At 67.8% G+C, this 23587-nt stretch carries 20 protein-coding genes and 1 pseudogene; 13 read left to right on the forward strand and 8 right to left on the reverse strand.

Going from position 1 to position 23587, the window contains the following annotated elements:
- Positions 1-46: 46 nt before the first annotated feature.
- A pseudogene (locus ABGB16_RS23715) lies at positions 47-397 on the reverse strand (hypothetical protein); the annotation flags it as partial.
- 20 nt (positions 398-417) lie between these two features.
- Here ABGB16_RS23715 and ABGB16_RS23720 point away from each other — a divergent pair.
- The gene (locus tag ABGB16_RS23720) at positions 418-711 is read left to right on the forward strand and encodes a hypothetical protein (protein ID WP_347670297.1); all 294 of its coding nucleotides are present in this window, start codon (positions 418-420) and stop codon (positions 709-711) included.
- A gap of 265 nt (positions 712-976) precedes the next feature.
- Here the strand turns inward: ABGB16_RS23720 and ABGB16_RS23725 are convergent, their stop codons facing one another.
- Complete coding sequence (locus ABGB16_RS23725) at positions 977-3016, reverse strand: glycogen debranching N-terminal domain-containing protein (protein ID WP_347670298.1); 2040 nt, start codon at positions 3014-3016, stop codon at positions 977-979.
- Positions 3013-3390 carry an SCP2 sterol-binding domain-containing protein gene (locus tag ABGB16_RS23730; RefSeq protein ID WP_347670299.1) on the reverse strand — a complete coding sequence of 126 codons (378 nt, stop codon included), beginning with the start codon at positions 3388-3390 and terminating at the stop codon, positions 3013-3015. Before ABGB16_RS23730 ends, ABGB16_RS23725 begins: the two co-directional genes overlap by 4 nt.
- A gap of 209 nt (positions 3391-3599) precedes the next feature.
- Here ABGB16_RS23730 and ABGB16_RS23735 point away from each other — a divergent pair, with 209 nt between their 5' ends.
- The 3 genes from ABGB16_RS23735 to ABGB16_RS23745 all read left to right on the forward strand — a co-directional run bounded on the left by ABGB16_RS23735 (position 3600) and on the right by ABGB16_RS23745 (position 6551).
- Positions 3600-3977: an SCP2 sterol-binding domain-containing protein gene (locus tag ABGB16_RS23735; protein WP_168215481.1), complete on the forward strand. Its 378-nt coding sequence runs from the start codon at positions 3600-3602 to the stop codon at positions 3975-3977.
- A complete protein-coding gene (locus ABGB16_RS23740; RefSeq protein ID WP_347670300.1) occupies positions 3974-6037 on the forward strand; it encodes a glycogen debranching N-terminal domain-containing protein in 2064 nt (687 codons plus the stop codon). Before ABGB16_RS23735 ends, ABGB16_RS23740 begins: the two co-directional genes overlap by 4 nt.
- A 151-nt stretch (positions 6038-6188) precedes the next feature.
- Positions 6189-6551 carry a hypothetical protein gene (locus ABGB16_RS23745; RefSeq protein WP_347670301.1) on the forward strand — a complete coding sequence of 121 codons (363 nt, stop codon included), beginning with the start codon at positions 6189-6191 and terminating at the stop codon, positions 6549-6551.
- Positions 6552-6628: 77 nt separating this feature from the next.
- On the opposite strand, the gene ABGB16_RS23750 is transcribed toward ABGB16_RS23745, so the two are convergent.
- The 3 genes from ABGB16_RS23750 to ABGB16_RS23760 are packed head-to-tail and all read right to left on the reverse strand — an operon-like array spanning position 6629 to position 10242.
- Positions 6629-7822 carry a M20 family metallopeptidase gene (locus tag ABGB16_RS23750; protein ID WP_347670302.1) on the reverse strand — a complete coding sequence of 398 codons (1194 nt, stop codon included), beginning with the start codon at positions 7820-7822 and terminating at the stop codon, positions 6629-6631.
- Positions 7812-8954, reverse strand: coding sequence for an amidohydrolase family protein (locus ABGB16_RS23755; RefSeq protein ID WP_347670303.1), 1143 nt, complete (start codon positions 8952-8954; stop codon positions 7812-7814). The genes ABGB16_RS23750 and ABGB16_RS23755 overlap by 11 nt, the downstream gene beginning before the upstream one ends.
- Positions 8944-10242, reverse strand: a complete 1299-nt coding sequence (locus ABGB16_RS23760; protein WP_347670304.1) for a glutamine synthetase family protein — start codon at positions 10240-10242, stop codon at positions 8944-8946. Before ABGB16_RS23760 ends, ABGB16_RS23755 begins: the two co-directional genes overlap by 11 nt.
- A 238-nt stretch (positions 10243-10480) precedes the next feature.
- Between ABGB16_RS23760 and mftD the strand changes: the two genes are divergently transcribed.
- The 7 genes from mftD (at position 10481) to ABGB16_RS23795 (ending at position 17769) form a co-directional block, all read left to right on the forward strand.
- On the forward strand, positions 10481-11662 hold the full coding sequence (gene mftD, locus ABGB16_RS23765) for a pre-mycofactocin synthase MftD (RefSeq protein ID WP_347670305.1): 1182 nt from the start codon (positions 10481-10483) through the stop codon (positions 11660-11662).
- A gap of 186 nt (positions 11663-11848) precedes the next feature.
- On the forward strand, positions 11849-13051 hold the full coding sequence (locus ABGB16_RS23770; protein WP_347670306.1) for an aminotransferase class III-fold pyridoxal phosphate-dependent enzyme: 1203 nt from the start codon (positions 11849-11851) through the stop codon (positions 13049-13051).
- Between the two features lie 99 nt (positions 13052-13150).
- Positions 13151-14341 carry an ABC transporter substrate-binding protein gene (locus ABGB16_RS23775; protein WP_347670307.1) on the forward strand — a complete coding sequence of 397 codons (1191 nt, stop codon included), beginning with the start codon at positions 13151-13153 and terminating at the stop codon, positions 14339-14341.
- Positions 14342-14382: 41 nt separating this feature from the next.
- Entirely contained in the window at positions 14383-15087 is a 705-nt protein-coding gene (locus tag ABGB16_RS23780) for an ABC transporter ATP-binding protein (RefSeq protein ID WP_347670308.1), read from the forward strand.
- 1 nt (position 15088) lies between these two features.
- Positions 15089-15814 carry an ATP-binding cassette domain-containing protein gene (locus ABGB16_RS23785; protein WP_347670309.1) on the forward strand — a complete coding sequence of 242 codons (726 nt, stop codon included), beginning with the start codon at positions 15089-15091 and terminating at the stop codon, positions 15812-15814.
- A 6-nt stretch (positions 15815-15820) separates the two neighbouring features.
- Positions 15821-16696 carry a branched-chain amino acid ABC transporter permease gene (locus tag ABGB16_RS23790; RefSeq protein WP_347670310.1) on the forward strand — a complete coding sequence of 292 codons (876 nt, stop codon included), beginning with the start codon at positions 15821-15823 and terminating at the stop codon, positions 16694-16696.
- A complete protein-coding gene (locus tag ABGB16_RS23795; protein WP_347670311.1) occupies positions 16693-17769 on the forward strand; it encodes a branched-chain amino acid ABC transporter permease in 1077 nt (358 codons plus the stop codon). The genes ABGB16_RS23790 and ABGB16_RS23795 overlap by 4 nt, the downstream gene beginning before the upstream one ends.
- 41 nt (positions 17770-17810) lie before the next feature.
- Here ABGB16_RS23795 and ABGB16_RS23800 read toward each other — a convergent pair whose 3' ends face one another.
- Both ABGB16_RS23800 and pruA read right to left on the reverse strand, forming a co-directional pair.
- The gene (locus tag ABGB16_RS23800) at positions 17811-18668 is read right to left on the reverse strand and encodes a MurR/RpiR family transcriptional regulator (RefSeq protein WP_347670312.1); all 858 of its coding nucleotides are present in this window, start codon (positions 18666-18668) and stop codon (positions 17811-17813) included.
- A gap of 53 nt (positions 18669-18721) precedes the next feature.
- Positions 18722-20350, reverse strand: coding sequence for an L-glutamate gamma-semialdehyde dehydrogenase (gene pruA / locus ABGB16_RS23805; RefSeq protein WP_347670313.1), 1629 nt, complete (start codon positions 20348-20350; stop codon positions 18722-18724).
- 145 nt (positions 20351-20495) lie between these two features.
- Here pruA and rocD point away from each other — a divergent pair, with 145 nt between their 5' ends.
- Complete coding sequence (gene rocD / locus ABGB16_RS23810; protein ID WP_347670314.1) at positions 20496-21755, forward strand: ornithine--oxo-acid transaminase; 1260 nt, start codon at positions 20496-20498, stop codon at positions 21753-21755.
- A gap of 101 nt (positions 21756-21856) precedes the next feature.
- A complete protein-coding gene (locus tag ABGB16_RS23815) occupies positions 21857-23317 on the forward strand; it encodes a GMC family oxidoreductase (protein ID WP_347670315.1) in 1461 nt (486 codons plus the stop codon).
- The last annotated feature ends 270 nt before the right edge of the window (positions 23318-23587 follow it).

Consider the following 23587-nt stretch of genomic DNA (forward strand, 5'->3'; position numbering starts at 1 on the left):
GCCCGGCAAAGAAGGGTGAGGTTCCCCCCGGGATGTGGACACCGGGTTATGCCGCGATCTGGTGCAGCGTAGCCGATGTGAGGGTCTGTTCGTAGTGGGCGGGGCTGAGCTTGGCGTTTAACCCCGTCTGCTTTCGTTGTTCGGTGATGGATATGGCGCGTTTCACGGTCTTCCCGACGTCGTAGCTGGGCGCGGGTTGTCGGTTCTTCGAGCCTGGTGGCCGTCCGGGTCCGGCCTTGCCGGGTTTCGGTGCGCTGGCGGGGTGGGTGGTCTTCGGGTGGATGTGGCGAAACCCGCGGCGGACCCGGGCTGGGGTGAGTCGGTCCGGGTCGGCGGGTCGTTCCCAGGGTCGGCGGAGGTCCTGGGCGAGGCCGCGGGCGAGGCGTAGCTGGGTGTGGCATCTCACTCGGCATCGCCGTGCTGGGCAGCGTCGGCACCGGCTTCTACGCAGCGCAGCTCACGCGCGACGCCGTACCCGACCAGGTGCTCACCCAAGCCGTGGCAGCCGCCGGGATGAGCATCCCCGATGCCGCAGCTACGGCGGAAGCCCTTCCCAGCAACCTGGGCATCGACCTGTTCGACGCGGCCCGGATCGCCTTCACCGGCGGCCTGCACGTCACCGCCGCGACCAGTGCGGTGCTCCTCGCCGTCATGTGCACCGTCGCCGTGTGGGCGCTCCGGCAAGGCCGCCATCCCCAAGAAGGCGCCTGATTCACATAGTTTGCGGGTGATGCCCGTTTAGGTGTCTCGCCAGGTTGGGGTGTTTCGTGTCCGGACAATTGGGGACAGCTCATGGACGTGTTCGTAGGCGCCTGATGATCGTGTCGCCGGTTTGGCGGGGCCGATTTGTCGTGGCGACCTGTGCAGGAGGATGATCGACCAGCCTCGCGTGTCGGGTTGTGCCCTTCGGTGAGCGGTTACCGGTTGGGGCGCTTGGTGCAGCGCTCGCTCTCCTTTCGGGGGCGAGCCCGTGCGGTCAGCGTCGCTCCGGGTGGGCGCGTCCGACGGCACCCGCCCTGCCCCACCGCCCGGGGATGTCGAGCAGTTCGATCCGGCCCATGCCCGAGGGCACGGCCGGTCTGGCCACCAGGTGCTCGCCGCGTGGCTCCATGCCGAGCATGGTCCGCAGCAGCAACAGGGGAGTTCCGGTGGACCACGCCTGTGGGCTGCACGCCGTGGGGTACAGCACGGGATATCTGGTCAGCGTCCGCTCGTATCCGCCGAACGCCTCGGGGAGCCGCCCGTCGAAGTGTTCCGCGGCGTCGATGATTCCCTCGGCGATGCGGCCGGCCTCCTGGTGGAATCCGTAGCGGCGCAGCCCCCAGGCGATGAAGGAGTTGTCGAACGGCCACACGGTGCCGACGTGGTAGCCGATCGGGTTGTAGCGTCCCTCGCCGGTGCCGAGCGTCCGCACCCCCCAGCCGGAGAACAGTTGGGGGCCGAGCAGGTGTTGGGCGATCTTCGGTGCCCGGGATTCGTCGACGATGCCGCTCCACAGTAGGTGGCCGATGTTGGAGGAGAGTGCGTCGACCTGGCGGCCGTCGCCGTCGAGGGCGAGTGCGTAGTACTCGCCGTCGGAGATCCAGAAGTCGCGGTTGAAGCGTTCCTTGAGGTCGGCGGCTTCCCGTTCGAGGCGGTCGGCGTACGCGGGGTCGTGCCAGAACTCGCGGGCCAGCCTGGCGCCGCGGATCTTGGCGTCGTACGCGTAGCCCTGCAGCTCACAGGTCGCCCGGGGCAGGCTGGGCAGCCGGCCGTCCCGGAACGAGATGGAGTCCCAGGAGTCCTTCCAGCACTGGTTTTCCAGCCCGGTCCGCTCGTTGCGGCGCTGGTACCAGACGTAGCCGTCGCCCATGATGTCGCCGTACTCGTCGATCCAGTGCAGGGCGGCTCTCCCGGCACGTTCGAGAGACCGGACCAGGGTGGCGTCGCCGGTCCACCGCTCGTACTCGTCGAGCAGGATGACGAAGAGAGGAGTGGAGTCGGCGCTACCGTAGTACGGCGAGTGTGGCTGCTCCTCGAATGCGGTCGTCTCCCCGTACCGCAGCTCGTGGAGGATCTTCCCGGGCTCCTCCTCGCGGAAGTCGTGCAGGACAGCCCCCTGTCGCACGGTGAGCATGCGTAGCGTCGTGGCGGCGAGGTCGGGCGCGAACGGCAGTGCCTGGATGCTGGTGAGGATGCTGTCCCGGCCGAAGATCGCCATGAACCACGGTAGACCGGCGGCGGGGATGGCGTGTCCGCGGCCGGTCAGCGGTGCGTAAAGCAGCGCGGAGAGGTCGGCCAGGCTGCGTCGGTAGGTCATTCCCAACGTGGGGGAGTCGCAGGTGAGGCGGGGTGCCTGCGCGAGCCAGCCGGCCAGGTCCTGCCGGATCTGCGCTCGGGATCGACCGGGTCTGCCCTCCAGGCTCTCCCGAAGGTCGCGCCCGCCCAGGCCCAGCGCCTGCACGTGCAGGTCGGTGGTCCATTGACCGTGCGGTTCGAGTCGAACGTGGTATGTCAGCCCCTGTTCGTCGACTCGGGCCGGCACGGTGGACGAGACCAGGGTCTCCCGGCGGAACGCTTCCCGCTGATAGCCGAGACGTAGGCGCCCGCCGTCGACCTGGGTGTAGTACGTCCCGCTCTTGTTCCGCACGTCCTTGATCTCGAAGAGGTCGGCGAAGTCGCTGTCGACGTCGATCCGGATCCGCAGGTCGACGGGCTTGGGTTCGTGGTTGATCACGGTCAGTTGCTCCGTGAAGCTTCCGCCGATGGAGCGGTCGCGAATGGCCGAAACACCGATGTCGACGAGTGGAGCGGGGAGGGTCGGGACGACGACCATGCGGCTCTCGAAGTACTCGACCTCCTCGACGGTGAGCGCGTTGACCCGCTCGTCGTTGATGGACAGGATCCATTTCGACAGGAATCGGGTGTCGAACGAGAAGAACCCGGTCGGGATGGTGGGGGACGCGTCGATGTCGCCCGTCTCCTCACTGACGACGAACGTGTTGCCGTCCAGCAGCCGGACGAGGCCGTCGCTCATGCCGCACGTCTCCGTTCGCGGCCGAAGTCCCGAGGGTGATGGGCTCCGGGCGGCGCCGGCATGAGCCGAACGAAGAGGCGGGCCAGCCGGACATCACCCGGCGTCGTGATTTCGTTGCGCAACCATGACGGGTACATCTGTGACTGGCCAGCCAAGATCCGGTCGAAGGTCGCCCGGCTGCCATGGAAGACACAGTCGGCCTTGCCTCCATCCCGAGAGACGCTGATATCGCCCCGTTCAATGGCCACGAACCAGCGGTCGACGCCCTGCTCGTGGGTGAGGTCGAACCGTATGGTCCCGGTGGCGTCCTCGAGGAGGGTTTCGTGCCCGCGACGGGCGAGGGATTGGAAGAAGCTCGTGGTGGGATTCGACATGTCCGCCTCCCTCCGATGCGTGCCGAGCCCGGATGAGCCGCGTACCCACCCTGACCCGGAACAAGGCCCTGCCGCATCACCCGGATCGGGTGGATTTGCCCGCGCCGCTCGCGGCCGCAGTCCAGGTTCATCCGTTCCGGGTGAGGCCGACCCACCCTGATGCGAATGATGCTGCTCTTGGTCCGGCGGATTGCTACGGGGGTGGTGCCATGTCGGAGGCGACCAGGAAGTTCTTCGAGGCGCTCGAACGACACGGCCACGAACGCCTGCTGAAGAAGACGAACGGCACCATACGGTTCGACCTCGAGCGTGACCACGAGGTCGACCACTGGTTCGTGGAGATCCGCGGCGGCGTCGTCCGGGTGTCACAGCAGAACCGTGCCGCCGACACCGTCATCCGCTCCGACGACGCCTTCTTCGACCGGATGGTCCGCGGCGAAGCCAAACCGCACCCGGCGTGGCTGAGGAACGACATAACGTTCAAAGGACAAATCCGGCTCGTCAGCTTGCTGGAGCGGCTCTTCGCGCCGCCGCCCAACGCGCGTCACCCGCGGATCGCCGCCCGGGACCGGGGGAGGCAGGGATGAAGACCGATCTCGTCAGAATCCTGGACGGCAACATCTTCGTGTTGAGCGACGGCAGCGGCGACATAGAGGCGACGCCCAACGTCCCGACCGGCTACTTCTCATTCGACACCCGGTTCCTCTCGCTGTGGCGACTGACCATCAACGGGGAACGGGTGAGCACACTGGCGATGGACGACCCGTCGTACTTCGAGGCGCGGTTCTTCCTGGTGCCCGGGGCCCCGACACACTACGTCGACGCCAAGGTCTCGGTGATCCGCGAACGGGCGGTGGCCGGCAGCTTCGAGGAGCGGTTGACAGTGCTCAACCATTCCGGGGGACCGGCCGAGTTCACCGTCCGGGTGGACGCCGGCTCTGACTTCAGCTCCGTGTTCATGGTCAGACAAGAACGCACGCCGGCCGGCCGGCTCTACCAACGCGTCGAGAACGGTCGCCTGCACCTCGGCTACGTGCGGGAGAAGTTCCGGCTAGAAACGGTGATCTCCACGACCGAGCCGGCGCAGGTCGACGAACAGGGGCTGACCTACCACATCCGGATCGAACCCCACGGGCAGTGGACCACCATGCTGCACGTCCGGGGGCTGGTGCTGCATCCCGACGGTCAGGACATGCGAAAACACCTGACTCCCCCCCGCCAGCAACGCGACACGGCAAGGCTCCAACACGACCTGCGGCAGTGGCTCGACAAGGCTCCGCAGCTGCACTGCGACTGGAAGCCACTGGAGCGGACCTACCAGCGCAGCCTGGTCGACCTTGCCGCGCTGCGGTTCTCGCCGCTGGCGCTACCGACCGAACCGCTGCCCGCGGCGGGCCTGCCGTGGAACGCCACCCTCACCGGCCGCGACCCCATCCTCACCAGCCTGCAGGTCCTGCCGTTCACACCGGACATGGCCGTCAACACCCTGCGGATGCTCGGCATCGACCAGGGCAGCGTGCTCGACGACTTCCGCGACGAGGAGCCGGGCAAGATCCTGCGCGAGTTCCGCTACGGCGAGCTGACCGCGTTTGAAGAAAATCCCACATCGCCCTACTTCGGCGCCGCCGACAGCACCCCGCTCTACGTCATCCTGCTCGACGAGTACGAGCGGTGGACGGGGGACGCCGCGGTGGTGCGCGAATTCGAGGACGAGGCGCGCGCGGCGCTGCACTGGATCGACGAGTACGGCGACATCATGGGCGACGGCTACGTCTGGTACCAACGCCGCAACGAGCGGACCGGGCTGGAGAACCAGTGCTGGAAGGAATCCCCGACGGCCATCTCGTTCCGGGACGGCCGGCTGCCCAGCCTGCCCCGGGCGACCTGTGAGCTGCAGGGCTACGCGTACGACGCCAAGATCCGCGGCGCGCGGCTGGCCCGCGAGTTCTGGCACGACCCCGCGTACGCCGACCGCCTCGAACGGGAAGCCGCCGACCTCAAGGAACGCTTCAACCGCGACTTCTGGATCTCCGACGGCGAGTACTACGCACTCGCCCTCGACGGCGACGGCCGCCAGGTCGACGCACTCTCCTCCAACATCGGCCACCTACTGTGGAGCGGCATCGTCGACGAATCCCGGGCACCGAAGATCGCCGAACACCTGCTCGGCCCCCGCCTCTTTTCCGGCTGGGGCGTACGCACCCTCGCGCAGGGGGAGGGGCAGTACAACCCGCTCGGCTACCACGTCGGCACCGTCTGGCCATTCGACAACGCCTTCATCGCCTGGGGGCTACGCCGCTACGGATTCCACCAGGAAGCCGGGCAGATCGCCGAGGGAATCATCGACGCGTCCCGGCACTTCCAGGGTCGACTTCCGGAAGCCTTCGGCGGCTACGACCGCGAGTTGACCCGGCACCCCGTCCAGGAACCCGCGGCGAACAGCCCACAGGCCCTGGCCACCGCAGCGCCCCTGCTGCTGATACGCACGCTGCTCGGCCTCGAGCCCTACGGCGATGATCTGGTGGTCACGCCGGCACTGCCCGAACGGTTCGGTCGCATCGAACTGCTCGACATCCCCGGACGGTGGGGCCGCGTCGACGCCATCGGCAGCGTGACATCCCAGGAGGCGAACGCGGCCGACAGATGAGCGTGGCGGCGTTGCCGCCGACCGATGCCAAGCACGACTACCTACGGCCACGTGAAAACTTGGCTCAACTGTCAAAATCCCTGAAACCAAGCGAACGCTAGCCCCGAACCAGCGCCAAGATTCACCACCTGGTACCTCGGCTCCCAGCAGCGTGGATGAGGTTTTCGGCAGGGGCAGGGCTGGCGAGCGCCCACCGCTGCTGTTCTGGGTCGCGAGTGCCGGTGGGCTGCCGGCGGTGCTCGCCTTCCTCGGCGCCACCGGTGCGGTTCATGGTGCCCTGTCCCGGGCCGACCTGTTCCTGCTCGCGGCGGTCGTGCTCTGCGGACTGGGATACGCCGAGGGCGGCGCGCTCGCCCGCGAGCTGGGCGGCGCCCGTACGATCTGTTGGGCGTTGCTGCTCGGCGAGACCGTCACCACGGCCTCGATCGCGGCGGCGTTGGTGGTGCTGGCCTGCGTCGTACTGATCCAACGCACCCGCAACAGCGGGCAGGCGTCCGAAGTGGGAAAGGCCTGACCCCGTACGTACCCGCCCGCTTCTCCGCCCTTGCCTGTGCACCTGGGCTGCTACCGGGCGACCGGCGGCGGCCGGGGCTATCCGTGTTCAGCCACCCGGTCCGGCTGCTCGCGCTGGGCGATGCCGTCGGCGGCGCCGAAGTAGCCGCCGAGCATCGCCTGGGCGGTCCGCCGGACGTCCAGATCCGAGGGGAGGAAGTGCGCGGAGTGCAGGGCCTCGTTGGTCTCCGTACCGACGAACAGCATGGCCGAGGGCAGCCGCTCGGAGAAGAAGGAGAAGTCGTCGGCGCCCAACGACCGCAGGGTAGTCGAGACCGAGATGCCCTGACCGGTTAGGTGCTCCGAGATCCGGCCGACCAGGGCGGGATCGTTCTCCAGCACCGGCTCCCCCTTGGTGATCACCACTTCGGCGTCGCAGCGATGGGCCCGCGCGACGTGCCGCGCGACGTCGGCCACCCGCTTGTGGACGAGCGTACGGGTGTTGGACTTGAGCGCCCGAATGGTGCCGGTCGCGCGCGCACTGCCCGGGATCACGTTCGCGGCGGTGCCGGCGGAGACCGACGAAACGCCGACCACCACCGAGTGCATGGGGTCGACCGAGCGGCTGACGATGCTCTGCAGCGCGACCACGATCTCCGACATCGCCAGCACCGGGTCGGCGGTCAGATGCGGATAGGCCGCGTGCCCGGAAGCGCCCTGGACCCGGATCTCGAACTCGTCGGCGGAGGCGTTCACGCCACCGGGCACACACGCCACTACGCCCGGGGCCAACGCCGGTTGCAGGTGCGCCCCGATCATCGCGACGCATTCCTCGACATCGAGCACACCGTGTGCGGCGATGTCCCGGGCGCCCGACGGGTACGTCTCCTCCCGCGGTTGCAGCACGACAAGTAGAGGCGTGGGGGCGCCCACCTCGTGGAGCACGCGCGCCACGGCGACCACGGCCGCCAGGTGCACATCGTGGCCGCAGGCGTGCATGACCCCCGGACGCTGGGACGCCCAGGGCACGCCGGTCAGCTCCACCACGGGCAGGGCATCCATCTCGCCGCGGAGGCCGACGCAGGGTCCGGGCCCGCCGACGCGGACGACGGCACCGGTATCCGCGACCTTGGTCGGAGTACTCGTCGCAGGCAGCACCGAAAGGACCATGTCGCGGGTTATCGACTCGTCACCGGAAAGGTTGGGCTGGCGGTGCAGCCGCTGCCGGAGTTCGAGGGCGGCCGGTAGGTGGCGATCGAGCGATTTCCAGATCTCGTGATAGTTACTCATCATCGGCCAGCCCGTATACGCGCTCGGCGTTGCTCCGGCCGATCATGGTCGCCACCCGGATCGCATCGGTGGTCGACCACTCGCCGGCGGCTACCCACTCGGCGAGTACGGCGGTGATGCCTCGACGCCACAGCCGTGCGCCGAGGAAGTGCAGTTCGGGTGGGCCCCAGGCATCGGACGAGTAGAGAATCTTGGCGAAGGGGGCCAGCTCCAGGCTCTCCCGGATCACCGCGGCGCTGGCCGCGCCGGTGTAGTTCACGGTGAGCCCGACATCCAGGTAAACATGCGGAAAGGCGTGGGCCAGAAAACCGGCGTTCCGGTGGAACGGGTAGCAATGCAGCAACATGAGCTTGGTGCCGGTCGGCTCGACCGCCTTGATCCAGCGGGTCAGCAGCAGCGGATCACAACGGTGCAGTTCGAGATCCGGGTCGCCGTACCCCGCGTGCAGTTGGAGCGGCAGGCCGGTACGCACCCCTTCCCAGAGCAACATGCGCAGCAGGACTGGATCGTCGACTCGGAACGGGCCGCTGGCCGCCGCGGTGGCGAGCCACCGGCCGGCGGCCTGGCGGATCTCGCTCTCCGAGGGGCAGTCGGGTTCGAAGTCGAACCCGTAGCGGTACGCGACGATCGACTTAAGGCCGACCACGCCGGGCTGCGCCTCGGTCAACGCCGTGACGAAGTCCCGGTGCAGGGTACTGGCGGTCGCCCCGGCCGCGACGGTTTCAAGCAGGGTCTCCAGCCGGAGTATCTCGCCGACCCGGCCGGTCACCTGATTGCGCAGCTGGTCCAGCGGGAGCAGCCGGCCGCCGTCCCATCCGGAGTCGACCAGCCAGTGGTCGACGCCAGCTCCACCGAGGAAGCGCCGGACGAGTTCCGCTTCCGGAAACGAGGTACGGCGGGTCCAGTACTCGTCGGCGGTGGCGTCCGGGTCGAGCCCGAGCCGGGCACCGCAGTGCCGGCGGATGGCGAAACCGACCTGCGAGTCGAACTGGGTCGTGCCGGCGGGGGCCGGGCGGTCCGACTCGGTGATGAGCTGCTCGAAATCGGCTCGGTCCGGGCTGGTCGCCAGCACCGAATGCACATGGTGGTCGATGAGCTGGATGGCGTCTAGCCGCTCGGCGAGTTCAGTAGACATCGGCGACCCGGTTGCACAGCTCGCGCTGGTCGTGGCCGGCGACCCGGGCCAGCTCCGCCTGTTTGACGGCCAGGTACGTCTCCCGCAGATCCGGGTGGAACCAGCCGGCGACAGTACGGTCGGCGGTCAGCTCCGCCAAGGCCTCCGAAAGGCTCTCCGGCAGCGCGGGCACCCCGACGAGTTCGGTCTCGGTAACCTCCTCCGGCCAGACCCGCGGCGTCTCGTAGCCGGCCTGGATGCCGTGCAGCCCGGCCCGGACGAGCGCCCCGATCACCAACCAGGGGTTGGCGGTGGCGTCGGCGGCGCGATACTCCAGGTTGAACTGCTCGGCCGGGACACCGTCGCCGATGGTGCTGGTCGGGCAGATCCGCAGCAGCGCCTCCCGATTGTGCTCGGCGAGGAAGATCCCGCCGGCGCTCCACCGGTGCGGCTTGAGCCGCAGGTACGACGACGGGCTGCCCGCCGTGATCGCGACAAGCGCCCGGGCGTGGGCCAGCATGCCGGCGGCGAACTTGCCGCCGATGGTGGATAGGCGGCCCGGCTGGTCGGGCGCGAAAAGTACCGGTTGGCCGGTCGCGGCATCACGCAGGGAGAGATGTACGTGTACGCCATTGCCGCTGCCGTCGGGATCCGGCAGCGGCGCGAAGGTGACCCGGCGTCCGTGCCGTGCGGCGAGGTCACGTACCACTTCCTTGAGCAGGATCGCGCGGTCGGCGGCGACCAGGGCGTCGCTCGGCCGCAGCGTGATCTCGAACTGATCGGCCCCGAACTCTGGCAGCCAGGTCTCCGGCTCCAGCCCGATCTGGCCGAGCAGCGTCACCAGGTTCGAGCCGAAGGGTTCCGCGCTGCGATACCGGGTGAAGGAGAACGGTGCGCTGCCCGCCGCCCCGGGGAGCATGAACTCGTGCTCGAACGAAGCCACGACCTCCAGTCCGGTGGCGTCCTTCAGATCGGCCAGGGCCGTCCGGGCGAAGGTGCGGGGGCAGCACGACCACCGCGTACCGTCCGGCAGCACCTGATCGGCGAGGTACATCAGGACCCCGGGCGCGTCGGCCGCTGCGGGAATCTCGATCCCGGACGACGCGTCGGGCAGCAGCCGCAGGTCACCGGTTGAGCCGAAGACGTTTGGTGCCAGGTCGCCGAAAGCGGTGAGCGCGAGATCCGCGGGAACCCATCCCACGCCCCGTTTCAGGACGGCGTCGTGTGCGTCGCGGGGAACAGCGCGTCCACGGGCGTGCCCGGTCAGATCACTGGTCGCGACGAACACTGTGGGCGCTGTGGTCATCATCCACCTCTTCATATTGGCGAGTCGGGCCGCCGTGTGCCCTTGAGCGGGCGGCGTCGGGGGCCGTCAGCGCTCAGGACAGTTGATACAACAGTTACAGTTCGGTGTCAACAAGCAAGACCGAAACACGGGTTTCATGTCGTGCTGGCATGCGGGTTACAGAAACCTGGATTCATGGTATTGCCGTAAGGAACGTTTCGCCCTACGGTGGCTGTGTCCGAGGAGCGGAAGAGGTAACACGATGACCAGAGCGGTACGGTTCGGGAACATCGCGGAGGCGGAGAGACTCGCCCGGCGCAAACTTCCGAAGGCGGTTTGGCTGGCGGTCAAGGCCGGCAACGAGCAGGGCTGGACCCTGGACGAGAACCTGGGCGCCTTCAATGAACTCGGGTTCTCGCCGCGGGTCTTCGACCGCCCGACCAGCTTCGACCTGCGGACCACGGTGCTCGGGATCAACGTAGAGTTCCCTGTCCTGGTGTCGCCGGTGGGAGCGCAGGCGATCCACCCCGACGGGGAGACCGGGGTTGCCCGAGCCGCCGCCCGCGCCGGCACCGCCATGGGGCTGAGCTCATGGGCATCCGACTCGATCACCGACGTCGCACGAGCCAACCCGAACACCATCTTCCAGCTTTACTGGGTCGGCACCAAAGACCAGATCGAGTCCCGCGTCGAGGCCGCCCGCGCCGCCGGCGCCAAAGCCCTGATCGTCACACTGGACTGGTCGTTCACCCCCCGCCGTGACTGGGGCGTGCCGCCGTCGCCCCCGTCGAACTTGGACCTGAAGACCATGGCGGTCCTGGCGCCACACGCCCTGTCTCGCCCGTTCTGGTTCGGTTCCTACCTGCTTCGCGGCCGGATCCCCGAACTCAAGGTGCCGAACCTCTTCGAAGCCGACCGGACTGTCCCGTACTTCGGCAAGGCCTGGGCGGACTTCGCGGCGACACCACCGCCCACCTGGCAGGACATCAAGTGGCTCCGCGAGCTGTGGGGCGGCCCCTTCATGGTGAAGGGAATCAACACGATCCGGGACGCCAAACTCAGCATCGACCTCGGCGCGGACGCGATCTCCCTGTCCAACCACGGCGGCAACAACATCGACGGCAGCCCGTCGCCGCTGCGCTATCTCCCCTCGGTGGTCGAGGCGGTCGGCGATCAGGTCGACATCATGGTTGACGGCGGCATCCGGCGCGGCTCCGACGTGGTGAAGGCGCTCGCGCTCGGCGCCAAGGCGGTCTTCGCTGGTCGGGCGCTGCTCTACGGTCTGGCGGCCGGTGGCACGGAAGGCGCCTACCAGGCCCTGGACATCCTGAAAGCTGGTATCCGGGAGACGCTGTTCGGCATCGGCCACGGCTCGATCAAGGAGCTGAGCCCCGACGACCTGATGGTGCTCAACCGCGACTTTTTCGTCCCGCCGGCCTGCTGACCCGGTCACCGGCCGGAAAGCCAGGTCATCCACCGCACCGCCGTCGACCCCCGGTCCATGGGAAGCGAACGAGGAAAGCAGATGTCGAAGCAGTCTGATCAGGCAAACACCGTCGCGACCTGGGATCGCGCCCGAACCGTCGTGCCCCGTGGGGTTTCCTCGGGACACCGGGTCGGCTGGCAGCAGGTGTTCGTCCGCGCCGCCGGCGCCTACCTCTGGGACGAGGACGGCAACCAGTACATCGACTATCTCAACGCCTGGGGACCGATCGTCCTCGGCCACAGCGATCGCCGCGTCAACCAGGCTGTTTTCGACGCGGTCAACACCTGCGACCTGACCGGGGTGGGACCGCAGCTGGGTGAGTACCAGCTCGCCGAGAAGATCTGTGCGGTGATGCCGTCCGCGGAGAAGGTCGCCTTCTGCACCTCCGGCACCGACGCGACGATGCACGCCGTACACCTGGCCCGCGCGGCGACCGGGCGGCTCAAGGTGCTGAAGTTCCACGGCTCGTACCACGGCTGGAGCGACCACGTCGCGGTCGGCGGTTCCCGCTCCGACCTCTCCAGCGAATCACCGCTGAACACGCCGAACGGCGGTGGCCTGCATCCGGCCGTGGTCGACGACGTGGTGGTCGTCGAGTGGAACGATTTCGACGGCCTCCGCGGGGCATTCGACCGGTACGGCAGCGAGTTGGCGGTCGCGTTTACCGAAGGCTACGTCCACAGCTTCGGCTGCGTTCCGGCGCAGCAGGGCTTCCTCGAACTGCTCCGCGAGCTCTGCACCAGCAACGGCGTCGTGCTGGTGTTCGACGAGGTGAAGACCGGGTTCCGCGCGGCGATCGGCGGCTACCAGTCGATTTGCGGGGTCACCCCGGACCTGACCGCCTTCGGTAAGGCGGTGGCCAACGGCTACTCGCTCGCCGGTCTGGCCGGCTCCAACGACCTGATGGGCCACCTCGGCGCCTACACGAAGACCGAAGCCACCATCGACGGAACCTACAACGGCTCCCCGTACGCCGTCGCCGCCGCCCTCAAGACGCTCGAGATCATGGAATCGGAGAACGTCTTCGCGACGCTCTACGGCCTCGGCACACGGATGCGCAGTGGCATCGAAAAGGCAATTGCCGAGGTCGGGATCGACGCCACGGTGGCCGGCCTCGGCTCCGAATGGTGCGTCTACTTCCGGCGGACGCTGCCGACCAACTTCCGTGAAGCCATGGAATCGAACAAGGAGCAGTACGCGCGTTACCACGCGTCGCTACTCGCCCAAGGCATTTTGGAACCCGCTTTCGTCACCGGCGACCGTCGGCTGAACGCGGCGACCACGGAGAAGGACATCGATCGGACGCTGAACTGCGTTCGGGTCGCCCTTGAGGCGGCTGCCAGCTAGCCGAACTCCCCCCGCGCCCCACTTAACTCCTAGGCAGGACAAATGCTTTCCTCAGCGCGCCCCTTTTCTGGAAGAAAAGCGGCTATTGCCCTGATTTCTGTGGTGGCCTTGACCGCCACCGCAGCCTGTTCCGATTCGTCAACCGATGCCGCAGCCAGCGACGAAATCGTCATCGGTTTCGCCCTGAGCCAGAGCGGCAACATGGCACCCTTCGATGTCGAACCCGGCAATGCCGCCCTGTTGCGCATCAACCAGATCAACGCCAACGGTGGAATCGCCGGCAAGAAGATCCGGGCCATCGTCAAGGACGTCCGCTCCAACCCGGACACGGTCGGTACCGCGGCCACCGAACTCATCGCGGAAAAGGTCAGCCTGATGGTGCTGCCCTGCGACTTCGATCTGAGTGCCCCCGGCGCGACGATCGCCCAACAGTCCCGCATCCCGGCCGTTTCGATCTGCGCGGGCGACCCCAAGATGGCCGATGCCAAAACCATCGGTGACTACGCGTTCTCCGCGAACGCGGGCAGCGATGTGGAGGGCGCATCGGGTGCCGCCTGGGGGTACGAGCAGGGCTGGAAGAGGGCCTACCTGCTGCAGGACGAGAGCATCGAGTACACCAAGTCCGCTGGGCGCTACTTCGAGGCGAAGTTCACCGAGTTGGGCGGCACGATCGTCGGGCGCGACGCCTTTCCCGGCGGCGACAACGTCAACATCAGCAGCCAGGCGCTGCGGCTGAAGAACCTCAGCCCGCGGCCGGACTTCGTCTACGTGGCGAGCTGGAACCCGGGCGCGGCCACCGCGATCCGGCAGCTTCGCGAGGCCGGCATCACCACCCCGGTCATCGGCCCCGCCGCGCTTGACGGCCAGAGCCTGCTCAACATCGTCGGCAACGCCGGGAACATTTACTACACGGCGTTCGCCTGCTACGTCTACTGCACCGGCCAGGACTCGCAGTCGCTGGGCAAGTTCGTGAGCGACTACGAGGCGGCGTACCGCGCCAAGCCCGCGTCGAGCTACGCGCTGCTCGGTTACAACATGGTCATCGCGATCGCCGATGCCCTTTCCCGCAGCGCGTCGCTGAGCGGCAGCGACGTCCGGGCCGCGCTGGTGGCGAGCAACCCGGTGGAGACGCCGATTGGCGACGTAAGGTACTTTTCCACCACCTGCCACAAGATCATCGACATGCCGATGGCGGTCATCAAGGTTGAACAGGGCAAGATGACCTTCGTCGCGCAGCAGCAGGCCGGCTCCGTCCCCAACGTGCAAGACAACAACTCCTGCGCGGGCTGAGCATGTCTTCGGCAACGACACGCCGGTCATCCGTACTGCGGATGACCGGCGGGGGGATCCACTTCGATGGCGTCAAGGCCGTCGACGGAGTCTCGATCACGGTCAACGGCGGTGAGGTCGTCGGGCTCATCGGCCCGAACGGATCGGGCAAGACCACGACGCTCAACCTGATCAGCGGCATGCTCCGGGCGACCATGGGCGCCATCGAGCTCGACGGCGTCGACATCACCCGGATGTCCATGCGCAAGCGGGCCCGGCTCGGCGTGATCCGTACGTTCCAGAGCGGACGAGTCTTCGGCCGGCTCACGGTCGCGGAGAACATCGAGGCCGCCGCGCTCGGCTCGGGGCTGCGCCGGGGCGAGGCGCGCCGGATCACCGCGGAGGTCCTCGACGAGCTCCGGCTCGGTGACGTCGCCGACCGGCACGCCGACAATCTCACCGCGGGTCGTATCCGCACCATCGCCATCGCCCGAGCCCTGGCCGGACGCCCGAAGTTCCTGCTCCTCGACGAGCCGGCGGCCGGGCAGAACGAATCCGAGGCCGTCGAGCTGATCAGCGCGATCAAGGCACTCGCGCAGCAGCGTAACTGCGGGGTGTTGCTCGTCGAACACGACATGTCAGTGGTGATGGGTACCTGTCACCGGCTGCACGTGCTGGACAGCGGCCGGACCGTGGTCGAGGGACCGCCGGGCGAGGTGCGTATCGACCCGCGGGTGATCGAAATCTACTTCGGAAAGCGGCAGTGACATGCTTCTGCAGGTCGACAACGCCTTCGTCCAGTACGGCACGTCAGTCATGGCCGTCCAGGGCCTGTCGCTGCACGTCGGCGAGGGTGAACTGGTCTCCTTGATCGGCCAGAACGGCGCCGGGAAGAGCACGATCCTCAAGGCCATCATGGGCCTGGTCCCACTCCACTCCGGCACCATCACCTTCGGCGGAGAGCGGGTCACACCCCGGACCTTCTCCACCATCAACAACCGGATCTCCTACGTGCCCGAGGATCGTGGCATCTTCGCCAGCCTCACAGTGGGCGAGAACCTGAAGCTTGGTGGCACCGTCCGCAAGGACAGAAAGGAGTTCAGCAAGGACCTGGAGCGCGAACTCGACCGCTTCCCGGTCCTGCGGAAGTACTGGGGCAAAGGGGCCAGCCTGCTCTCCGGCGGGGAACAGCAGCAACTGGCGATTGCCCGAGCTCTGCTGCTGCGACCCCGGTTGCTGCTGCTGGATGAACCGACGCTGGGGCTCGCCCCGATCATGGTGGATCTCATCTTCGACGTCATCGCGCAGCTCCGCGCAGAAGGCATGACCATCCTGATGGTTGAGCAGAACGCGGTCCGCACGCTCGAGGTGGCCGACCGGTCGTACATCGTCCAGGCACCGGGCCGGGTCCTCGGCTCCGGCACCGCGGGCGAGCTTGGCTCGATCGGGTCGGTCGTCGACTACCTCGGCTTCTCTCCTTCGGAAATTGAGTGATTCGCAATGGACTTCCAGTTCGTGGTAGCGATGCTCGGGCTCGGTGCCCTGTACGCGCTCCTGACGATCGGCGTGGCACTGCTGTTCGGGATCCTCGGCTTGATGAACTTCGCCTACGGTGAGGTCACCATGGCTGCCGGCTTCGCCATGTACTTCTTCCGGGATCAGCCCTGGCCGGTGGCGGTCGGGATGGCCATCCTGATCGCCGTGGTGGTGGCCGTACTCAGCGAGAAGCTAGCCTTCAAACCACTGCGCAACGCCGATCCGGTGACCCTGATGATCGCGTCGTTCGCGGTGAGCCTTGCCCTGCAGAGCCTGGCCCGGATGACGGTCCTCCCCCGGACGGAAGGCGTTCCCCCCAACGAGTTCCTGAGCCGCCGGATCTCCCTGCTCGGCGCAGAGGTCAGCATGCTGGACCTGCTCACCGTCGCGCTCTGCGGCACCGCGATGCTCGCCTTGGCCGTCCTGCTCAACCGCACCACACTGGGCATCCAGCTCAGGGCGGCGGCGGAGAACTTCCAGATGGCCAGGATTCTCGGGGTCAAGGCGAACCTGGTCGTCCCGAGCGCCTTTGTGATCACCGGGGGGCTGGCCGCGATCGGCGCGGCGGTGCTGGTGTGGCGCCAGGGCGCGGTCTCGGCCGAGATGGGGCTGCAGCCGATGCTGATCGCGGTTATCAGCGCGGTGGTCGGCGGCATGAGCAGCCTGCGCGGTGCGGCCCTCGGGGGGTTCCTGCTCGGCGCGGCGACGTCGATCCTTGAGGCGCTGCTGCCGACCGGGCTGATCGCGTTCCGGGACGCCTTCCTCTTCACCGCGGTCATCGCGGTGCTCGTGGTCCGGCCGAGCGGTCTCCTCTCCGGCGCGAAGGTCCGAGTGTCATGACCGCAGCCCGTATCTGGCGTTGGTGGCAGACACCCATCCTGCTCGCCGCCCTGCTCATGGTCACGGCTGGCGTCGGCGGAGTCGGCGGCGTCGCAATCTCGCGGGTGGCCACGCTTACCCTGATCTCGGTGGTCTTTGTCGCGGGTCTGTCGATCTTCTCGGGGAACTCCGGCATCATGTCGTTCGGCCACGTCGCGTTCATGGCGATCGGCGCGTACACGACCGCGTACCTGACCATCCCGACCGGGCTCAAGGCGGCGTTGTTCAGCGATCTGCCGGGGTCACTGCGCTTTCTGGCGGAGGTGCAGACCGGGTTCATCCCCGCGGTCATCATCAGCGGCGTGGCGGCCACCGTGCTCGGCGCGGTGACCGCGCCGGTGGTGGCCCGGCTCACCGGACTGCAGTCGGGCATCGCCACGCTGGCCCTGCTGATCGTCGTATTCAACGTCCTGAACAGCTGGACCGACGTGACCCGAGGTTCGTCCAGCATGATCGGCATCCCGCAGCACACCACGCTGCCGCTCGTCCTGGCCATTGCGGTGCTGGCGGTCGTGGTGGCGTGGGCGCACCGGACGTCGCGCAGTGGCCTGCAGCTCCAAGCGTCCCGGGAGGACTACTGGGCGGCGACCGCATCCGGCATCGCGGTCGGTCGGCATCGGGCCATCGCCTGGTTCCTCAGCTCGTTCCTGTGCGGGGTCGCCGGTTCGCTCTACGCCGGATTCCTCGCCACGTTCAACGTGCGATCATTCTTCCTGACCGCGACGTTCGCCTTCGTGGTCATGGTAGTGATCGGCGGATACCTCTCCCTCAGCGGCGCGGTGATCGGCAGCCTCGCGGTCAGCGTGCTTCAGGAAGGGCTACGCCGGCTCCAGGACGTGCAGATCGCTGGCGCGGCGCTGCCGGCCGGCGTGGCGGACCTGATCCTCTCGGCGATCTTGCTGGTGGTGCTGGTCAAAGCGCCGTACGGCCTGCTTGGGGTCCGGGAACTGCGGCTGCCGCGCCGCGCCGGCCGGGCCGGTACGGCTGCCCCCGCGCAAACACCCGCACCGGAAAAGGCGAAACTGGAGGTCTGACCGAAAGCCCAACGGGCTGGCCACCGATGGCGGCCAGCCCGTTATTCGGGTTCGAGGACCGATTCGACGAGCTCCAGGCGCTCCTTGCCGGCATCGCCCAGCCGCTCGGCGGCTGCGGCGACGACGCTCTCGGTGAGCGCCATCGCCGCGACCAGAGAATCGAAGGCGGAGGCCGACTCGACCCGGGTGGGCAGCACCACCTTGGCGGTCTTCGCCACCGGGGACAGCCAGTTGTCGGTCATCAGGCAGACCGTCGCCCCCCGCTCGGCCATCCCTTCCGCGAAATGCAGGTTCGCCTCGGTGTAACGCCGGTAGTCGAACATCAGGAAGACGATACTGGGGCTGGCGTCGGCGATCGTGGTCCACCGCTCCATCTCGTTCGGACCGACCAGCTGGACGCCGCCACGGAGCAGGCGCAAATGCAGGGCCAAGTACTCCGCGAGCACCCGGCTGAACCGGCCGCCGGCGACCCGGACCTGCCGGTTCGGGTCGCACAGCAGCTTGACCAGCTTGTTGAACTCCGACTCCGGGACCTCGGCGTACGACAGCTCCAGCATCTTGGCGAACGCGGCCTGGGTTTCCCGCAGGATCCCGCGCGGTGACGCGTGGGTCTTTTCCGCGTACTGCTTCAACGGCGACCCCAGCTCGCCGTGAAGCTCGTGCACCAGAGCCCGCTGGAAGGCGGGGAAGCCGGCAAAGCCGAGCCGGGTGACGAAGCGGACCACGGTAGGTGCGCTCACCCCGGCTGCCTTCGCCAGATCGGCGACGGTGGTCAGTCCGGCGGTCGGGTACTGCGCCAGCAGGGCTCTGGCGACCTTGCGCTCGCCGTTGCTCAACCCGTCCATCGCGCCCAGAAGCAGCTTGCGCACCGAAGCGTAGCCACCGGGGATCTCACTCATGCGATAAACCTATCGATCATCGGATGTCCTTGACACTGCGGATCACCGTCTGGCTACGACATATGCGGGTACCGGTAGCTGGTCGGGGGCACAAAGGTCTCCTTGATGGACCGAGGGCTGATCCATCTCAGCAAGTTCGACGCGGCACCGGCTTTGTCGTTGGTGCCGGACGCCCGGCCGCCGCCGAACGGCTGCTGGCCCACCACGGCACCGGTCGGCTTGTCGTTGACATAGAAGTTGCCGGCGCTGTAGCGCAGCCGCTCGGTCGCCCGGGCGATCACCTCCCGGTCCGTGGCGATGATTGCCCCGGTCAGCGCGTACGGCGAAGTGCTGTCGATCAGGTCCAGCACCGGGTCGAACTCCGCGTCGTCGTAGACGTAGACGGAGAGGATCGGGCCGAAGAACTCGGTGGCGAAGTACTCGTGCCGCGGGGTGCCGATCTTCAAGATCGTTGGGCGGACAAACAGCCCCACGGAATCGTCGTAGGTACCGCCGGCGAGCACTTCGACATCCGGGTCGGCATGCGCCGCGTCGATGACCGCGCGGTGCCGGGCGAACGCCCGTTCGTCGATGACGGCTCCGAGGAAGTTGCCGAAGTCGGTCACGTCACCCTGCCTGATCTCCTCGGTCTCCTTGATCAGCTCCGGGTTGAGCCGCTCCCACACACTTCGGGCGATGTACGCGCGCGAAGCCGCAGAACACTTCTGGCCCTGGTACTCGAAGGCGCCGCGGATCAGTGCGGTACGTGCGACGGCAACGTCTGCCGAGGGCGCAACCAGGACGAAGTCCTTGCCGCCGGTCTCGCCGACGAGCCGGGGGTAGGTCCGGTACGTGGCGAGGTTCTGGCCCACCGCCTGCCAGAGCCGCTGAAACGTAGTGGTCGAGCCGGTGAAGTGGATGCCGGCCAGGTCGCGGTCGTTCAGTACGACGTCGGAGACCACGAGGCCGTCGCCGGCAAGCATATTGATGACGCCCGGCGGCAACCCCGCCTCGGTGAGGAGCTCCATCACGAACTGAGCCGCGACCTGCTGGGTGGGGGACGGCTTCCACACCACCGTGTTTCCCATCAGCGCCGGTGCCGTCGGCAGGTTGCCGGCGATCGCGGTGAAGTTGAACGGCGTGATGGCGTACACGAAACCTTCGAGCGGGCGGTGGTCGGTGCGGTTCCACACCCCTTCGCCGTTGGCTACCGGCTGCTCGGCCAGGACCTGCCGGGCGAAGTGTACGTTGAACCGCCAGAAGTCGATCAACTCGCAGGCGGCGTCGATCTCGGCCTGGTAGCAGGTCTTCGACTGCCCGAGCATGGTGGCTGCGACCAGCCGGGCCCGCCACGGTCCGGAGAGCAGCTCCGCCGCCCTGAGGAACACCGCTGCCCGATCGTCGAACGAGAGGGCTCGCCAGCCCGGGGCGGCCCGCTTCGCGGCGGCGACCGCGGCCCGCGCCTCCGCCTCGGTGGCGTTACGCAGTACGCCCAGCACGCTCTTGCGCGCGTGCGGCTGCCGCACTTCGATCGCCGTACCGGTCCCGGTGACCGCTACCCCTTCGATGAAGTGCGGCAACTCCATGGGTGCAGCCGCCAGGTCGCGCAGGGCGTCTTCGAGCTGCCGCCGTTGCGGGCTGCCCGGCGCGTAGTCGAAGACCGGTTCGTTGCGCGGGGTGGGCACTTGGGTGATGCCGTCCATCGGGTCGTTCCTCGCGTGTGGGCGGCCGATACTCGTCCGCGTTGACGTAATTCCTGTTACATGCTAACCATAGCGTGCCAAGTTTGGAAAACTCGTTAGCTAGGGAAGGTGGACTCATGGAGCACCCGCGGCAGGCAGGTCAGCGATGAGCGGCGCCCCAACCGTGGCCGCGCCCGCATCCGAGCAGCACATCGCCCAGACGGAGCGGTACGCCGCGCACAACTACCACCCCCTGCCGGTCGTCATAGCGGAAGGCGACGGCGCCTGGGTTACCGACGTCGAGGGCCGGCGATACCTCGACTGCCTCGCCGGCTATTCGGCGCTCAACTTCGGCCACCGCCCGGCCCGGCTCATCCAGCGGGCACACCAGCAGCTCGACCGGCTCACCCTGACCAGCCGAGCCTTCTACAACGACCAACTCGGACCGTTCGCCGAAGCTTTGGCGAACCTGACGGGCAAGCAGATGGTGCTGCCCATGAACAGCGGTGCGGAGGCCGTCGAGACGGCGATCAAGGTAAGCCGCAAGTGGGGCTACCAGGTCAAGGGCGTAGCGCCGGGCGCCGCCAAGATCCTGACGATGCACGGCAACTTCCACGGGCGGACCACCACCATCGTCAGCTTCTCTGACGATGGCGTGGCGACCGCGGATTACGGGCCATTCACCCCCGGCTTCCGGTCGGTTCCGTACGGTGACATCGACGCGGTGGCTCAGGCCATCGACGAGAACGTGGTGGCCGTACTCTTCGAGCCAGTCCAGGGCGAAGGCGGCGTAGTGCTGCCGCCGGACGGCTTCCTGCGGAACCTACGCACCCTGTGCACGCAGCACGGCGTACTAATGGTCGCCGACGAAATCCAGGCCGGCCTTGCCCGGACCGGGCGTACCTTCGCCTGCGACCACGAGGATGTCGTACCCGACATCTACATCCTCGGCAAGGCGCTCGGTGGCGGCATCTACCCGATTTCCGCAATCGCCGCGGACACCGACATCCTCGGTGTGGTGACGCCGGGTTCGCATGGCTCGACCTTCGGCGGCAACCCGCTCGCGGCGGCGATCGGCACCGAGGTGGTTGCCACGCTACAGACCGGCGAATTCCAGCGCCGGGCCCGCATTCTCGGCGAGCGCTTGGCGGCGGGGTTGGCGCCACTGGTCGGCTCTGGAGTGATCGCCGTCCGGGTCCGGGGTCTCTGGGCCGGCGTCGACATCGACCCGGCCCTGCTGACCGGCCGCCAGGTTTGTGAGCGTCTGCTGGCGCGCGGCGTGCTGGCCAAGGACACCCACGGTTCAACCATCCGGCTCGCGCCGCCACTCGTCGTCACCGAGCAGGACATCGATCACCTGGTGGCCGCGCTGACCCACGTCATCGGCTCCGCCCGCGCTACGGCCATCGTCGCAGCAACCCGCTGATCGCCGGGGCACGTCACACCAGTCCGGAATCGACCCCCCGGCGGACGGCAGCCGCTTTTCGAGCTAGCGCGGGTGCCACCAATCGAGTGGAAGGAAAACCAATGTCACGCATCATTGTCGTCGGCGCCGGTAGCGCCGGCTGCGTCGCCGCCGCCAAGCTGGCGAGCAACACCGACCATCAGGTGCTCCTGCTCGAAGCGGGCCCGGACTGGAAAGGCTCGGTGACCGAGAAGGCACTCGCCTCGGTCAACTGGCTCGACGCGATGGGGGCGCCGGAGGCCTTCTACCCCGATCTTCTGGCCACCCGATTGACCGGGGCGAAGCTCAGCCAGTACCACCGGGGCCGGGGCGTTGGCGGATCGGCGTCGGTCAACGCCATGCTGGCCCTTCCCGGCCTGCCACGCGACTACGACCGCTGGGCCGGCGAATACGGCCTAACTGAGTGGTCGTGGCAGTCCGTGGCGCCCTGGTTCGACAAGCTGAAACCCGGACTGATCGCCTCGGACCGGGCCGGATACTCAATCATCGACGCCGCCCTCGTCGACGCCGCGACCACCTTCGGCCTGCCGAACGACGTCGACACCTACACCCCAGACGACGGCGGCGGGGCGCTCTGGCGGAATGCCACCCCCGCAGCCCGCCACTCCAGCCTCGAGGCATATCTCGAACCGGTCCGCGACCTACCGAACCTGCAGGTGCGGCCGGACAGCAAGGTGGATCGCCTCGAACTCCGCGACGGCTCGGTCACCGGGGTCTTCCTCTCCGACGGCGCCCACCTGGCCGCGGACGAGGTCGTCCTCTGCGCCGGCACCTTCGAGACACCGGCGATCCTGTTGCGCACCGAGGGCTACGAGCGGGCCGGCGTCGGCAAGGGCCTGCAGGACCACCCGGCCGCCTCGGTCTTCCTCTCACTCAAGCCGGAATTCCGCACCGGTGACCCGGCCGCCCCATGTATCGGCGCGGTCCTGCGCCTCTCCTCCAGTGTCGGCACCGGTGACATCCACCTGCTGCCGATGTACGGCACGCTGGGCGAGACCAACCCGCCATACCAGGGGCTGATCATGGCCGCGGTCATGGCGGTGACCTCCACCGGCGAGGTCCGGCTCAACCCCGACCACCCGCAAGGTCCGCCGATGATCGCAGAGAACATGCTCTCCACCGCCCAGGATCAGCTGGTCATGCGCGAGGCGATGACCTACGTCGAACAGGTACTCAACACCCGCCCCTTCACCGACATGGTCGAGGCCGCCTTCGTCGACGCCACCGGCACCCCGCTCTCCGCCCTCCGGGACGACGCCTTCTACCGGCAGTGGCTGCGGACCTCAGTCGGTGACTACTTCCACGCCGTGGGTACGGCCCGAATGGGCGCGGCTGAAGATCCACTCACGGTCGTGGACCAGCAGGGCCGGGTGCACGGGCTACGTGGGGTACGAGTGATCGACGCATCGATCATGCCGGAGGTACCGAGCGCCAACACCCACCTCCCGGTGGTCATGGTCGCAGAGCGGCTGAGCGAGGTGCTACTCACGGATCTCGCGAGCCCGGCGGACAAGCCGAAGTAACCGCCGCCGCGCCCGGCCTCGCCCGCAGGTTCCACGACGAGGTCCGGGCGCGACTGCCGTCGGTGCGCTCACGAACTCCAGCCGCCCGCTGACTTGCAGGCCCGAGACCGCTGCAGGCTACAGGGCTATCGGCGCACAGGACCAGCTTGTTTTTTAACCTTCGGCTCTCTGGCCTGATGTTTCGCGCTGTCGTGGGTGGACACGAAGACGGCCTTCGGTGATCATGTCGTCTCGCCAAAGAAGAACATGACTCACAACCGAAGGCCGTGA

This window comes from Micromonospora sp. B11E3, from assembly GCF_039871625.1.
In the GTDB taxonomy this organism is placed as follows: domain Bacteria; phylum Actinomycetota; class Actinomycetes; order Mycobacteriales; family Micromonosporaceae; genus Micromonospora.

Coding starts and splice junctions, on each gene's coding strand:
- ABGB16_RS23735 (WP_168215481.1), top strand. CDS start 3,600: ATGTCGGAGGCGACCAGGAAGTTCTTCGAGGCGCTCGAACGACACGGC.
- ABGB16_RS23730 (WP_347670299.1), bottom strand. CDS start 3,390: ATGTCGAATCCCACCACGAGCTTCTTCCAATCCCTCGCCCGTCGCGGG.
- ABGB16_RS23760 (WP_347670304.1), bottom strand. CDS start 10,242: ATGATGACCACAGCGCCCACAGTGTTCGTCGCGACCAGTGATCTGACC.
- ABGB16_RS23790 (WP_347670310.1), top strand. CDS start 15,821: ATGGACTTCCAGTTCGTGGTAGCGATGCTCGGGCTCGGTGCCCTGTAC.
- mftD (WP_347670305.1), top strand. CDS start 10,481: ATGACCAGAGCGGTACGGTTCGGGAACATCGCGGAGGCGGAGAGACTC.
- ABGB16_RS23750 (WP_347670302.1), bottom strand. CDS start 7,822: ATGATGAGTAACTATCACGAGATCTGGAAATCGCTCGATCGCCACCTA.
- ABGB16_RS23740 (WP_347670300.1), top strand. CDS start 3,974: ATGAAGACCGATCTCGTCAGAATCCTGGACGGCAACATCTTCGTGTTG.
- pruA (WP_347670313.1), bottom strand. CDS start 20,350: ATGGACGGCATCACCCAAGTGCCCACCCCGCGCAACGAACCGGTCTTC.
- ABGB16_RS23795 (WP_347670311.1), top strand. CDS start 16,693: ATGACCGCAGCCCGTATCTGGCGTTGGTGGCAGACACCCATCCTGCTC.
- ABGB16_RS23785 (WP_347670309.1), top strand. CDS start 15,089: ATGCTTCTGCAGGTCGACAACGCCTTCGTCCAGTACGGCACGTCAGTC.
- ABGB16_RS23780 (WP_347670308.1), top strand. CDS start 14,383: ATGACCGGCGGGGGGATCCACTTCGATGGCGTCAAGGCCGTCGACGGA.
- ABGB16_RS23725 (WP_347670298.1), bottom strand. CDS start 3,016: ATGAGCGACGGCCTCGTCCGGCTGCTGGACGGCAACACGTTCGTCGTC.
- ABGB16_RS23800 (WP_347670312.1), bottom strand. CDS start 18,668: ATGAGTGAGATCCCCGGTGGCTACGCTTCGGTGCGCAAGCTGCTTCTG.
- rocD (WP_347670314.1), top strand. CDS start 20,496: ATGAGCGGCGCCCCAACCGTGGCCGCGCCCGCATCCGAGCAGCACATC.
- ABGB16_RS23815 (WP_347670315.1), top strand. CDS start 21,857: ATGTCACGCATCATTGTCGTCGGCGCCGGTAGCGCCGGCTGCGTCGCC.
- ABGB16_RS23755 (WP_347670303.1), bottom strand. CDS start 8,954: ATGTCTACTGAACTCGCCGAGCGGCTAGACGCCATCCAGCTCATCGAC.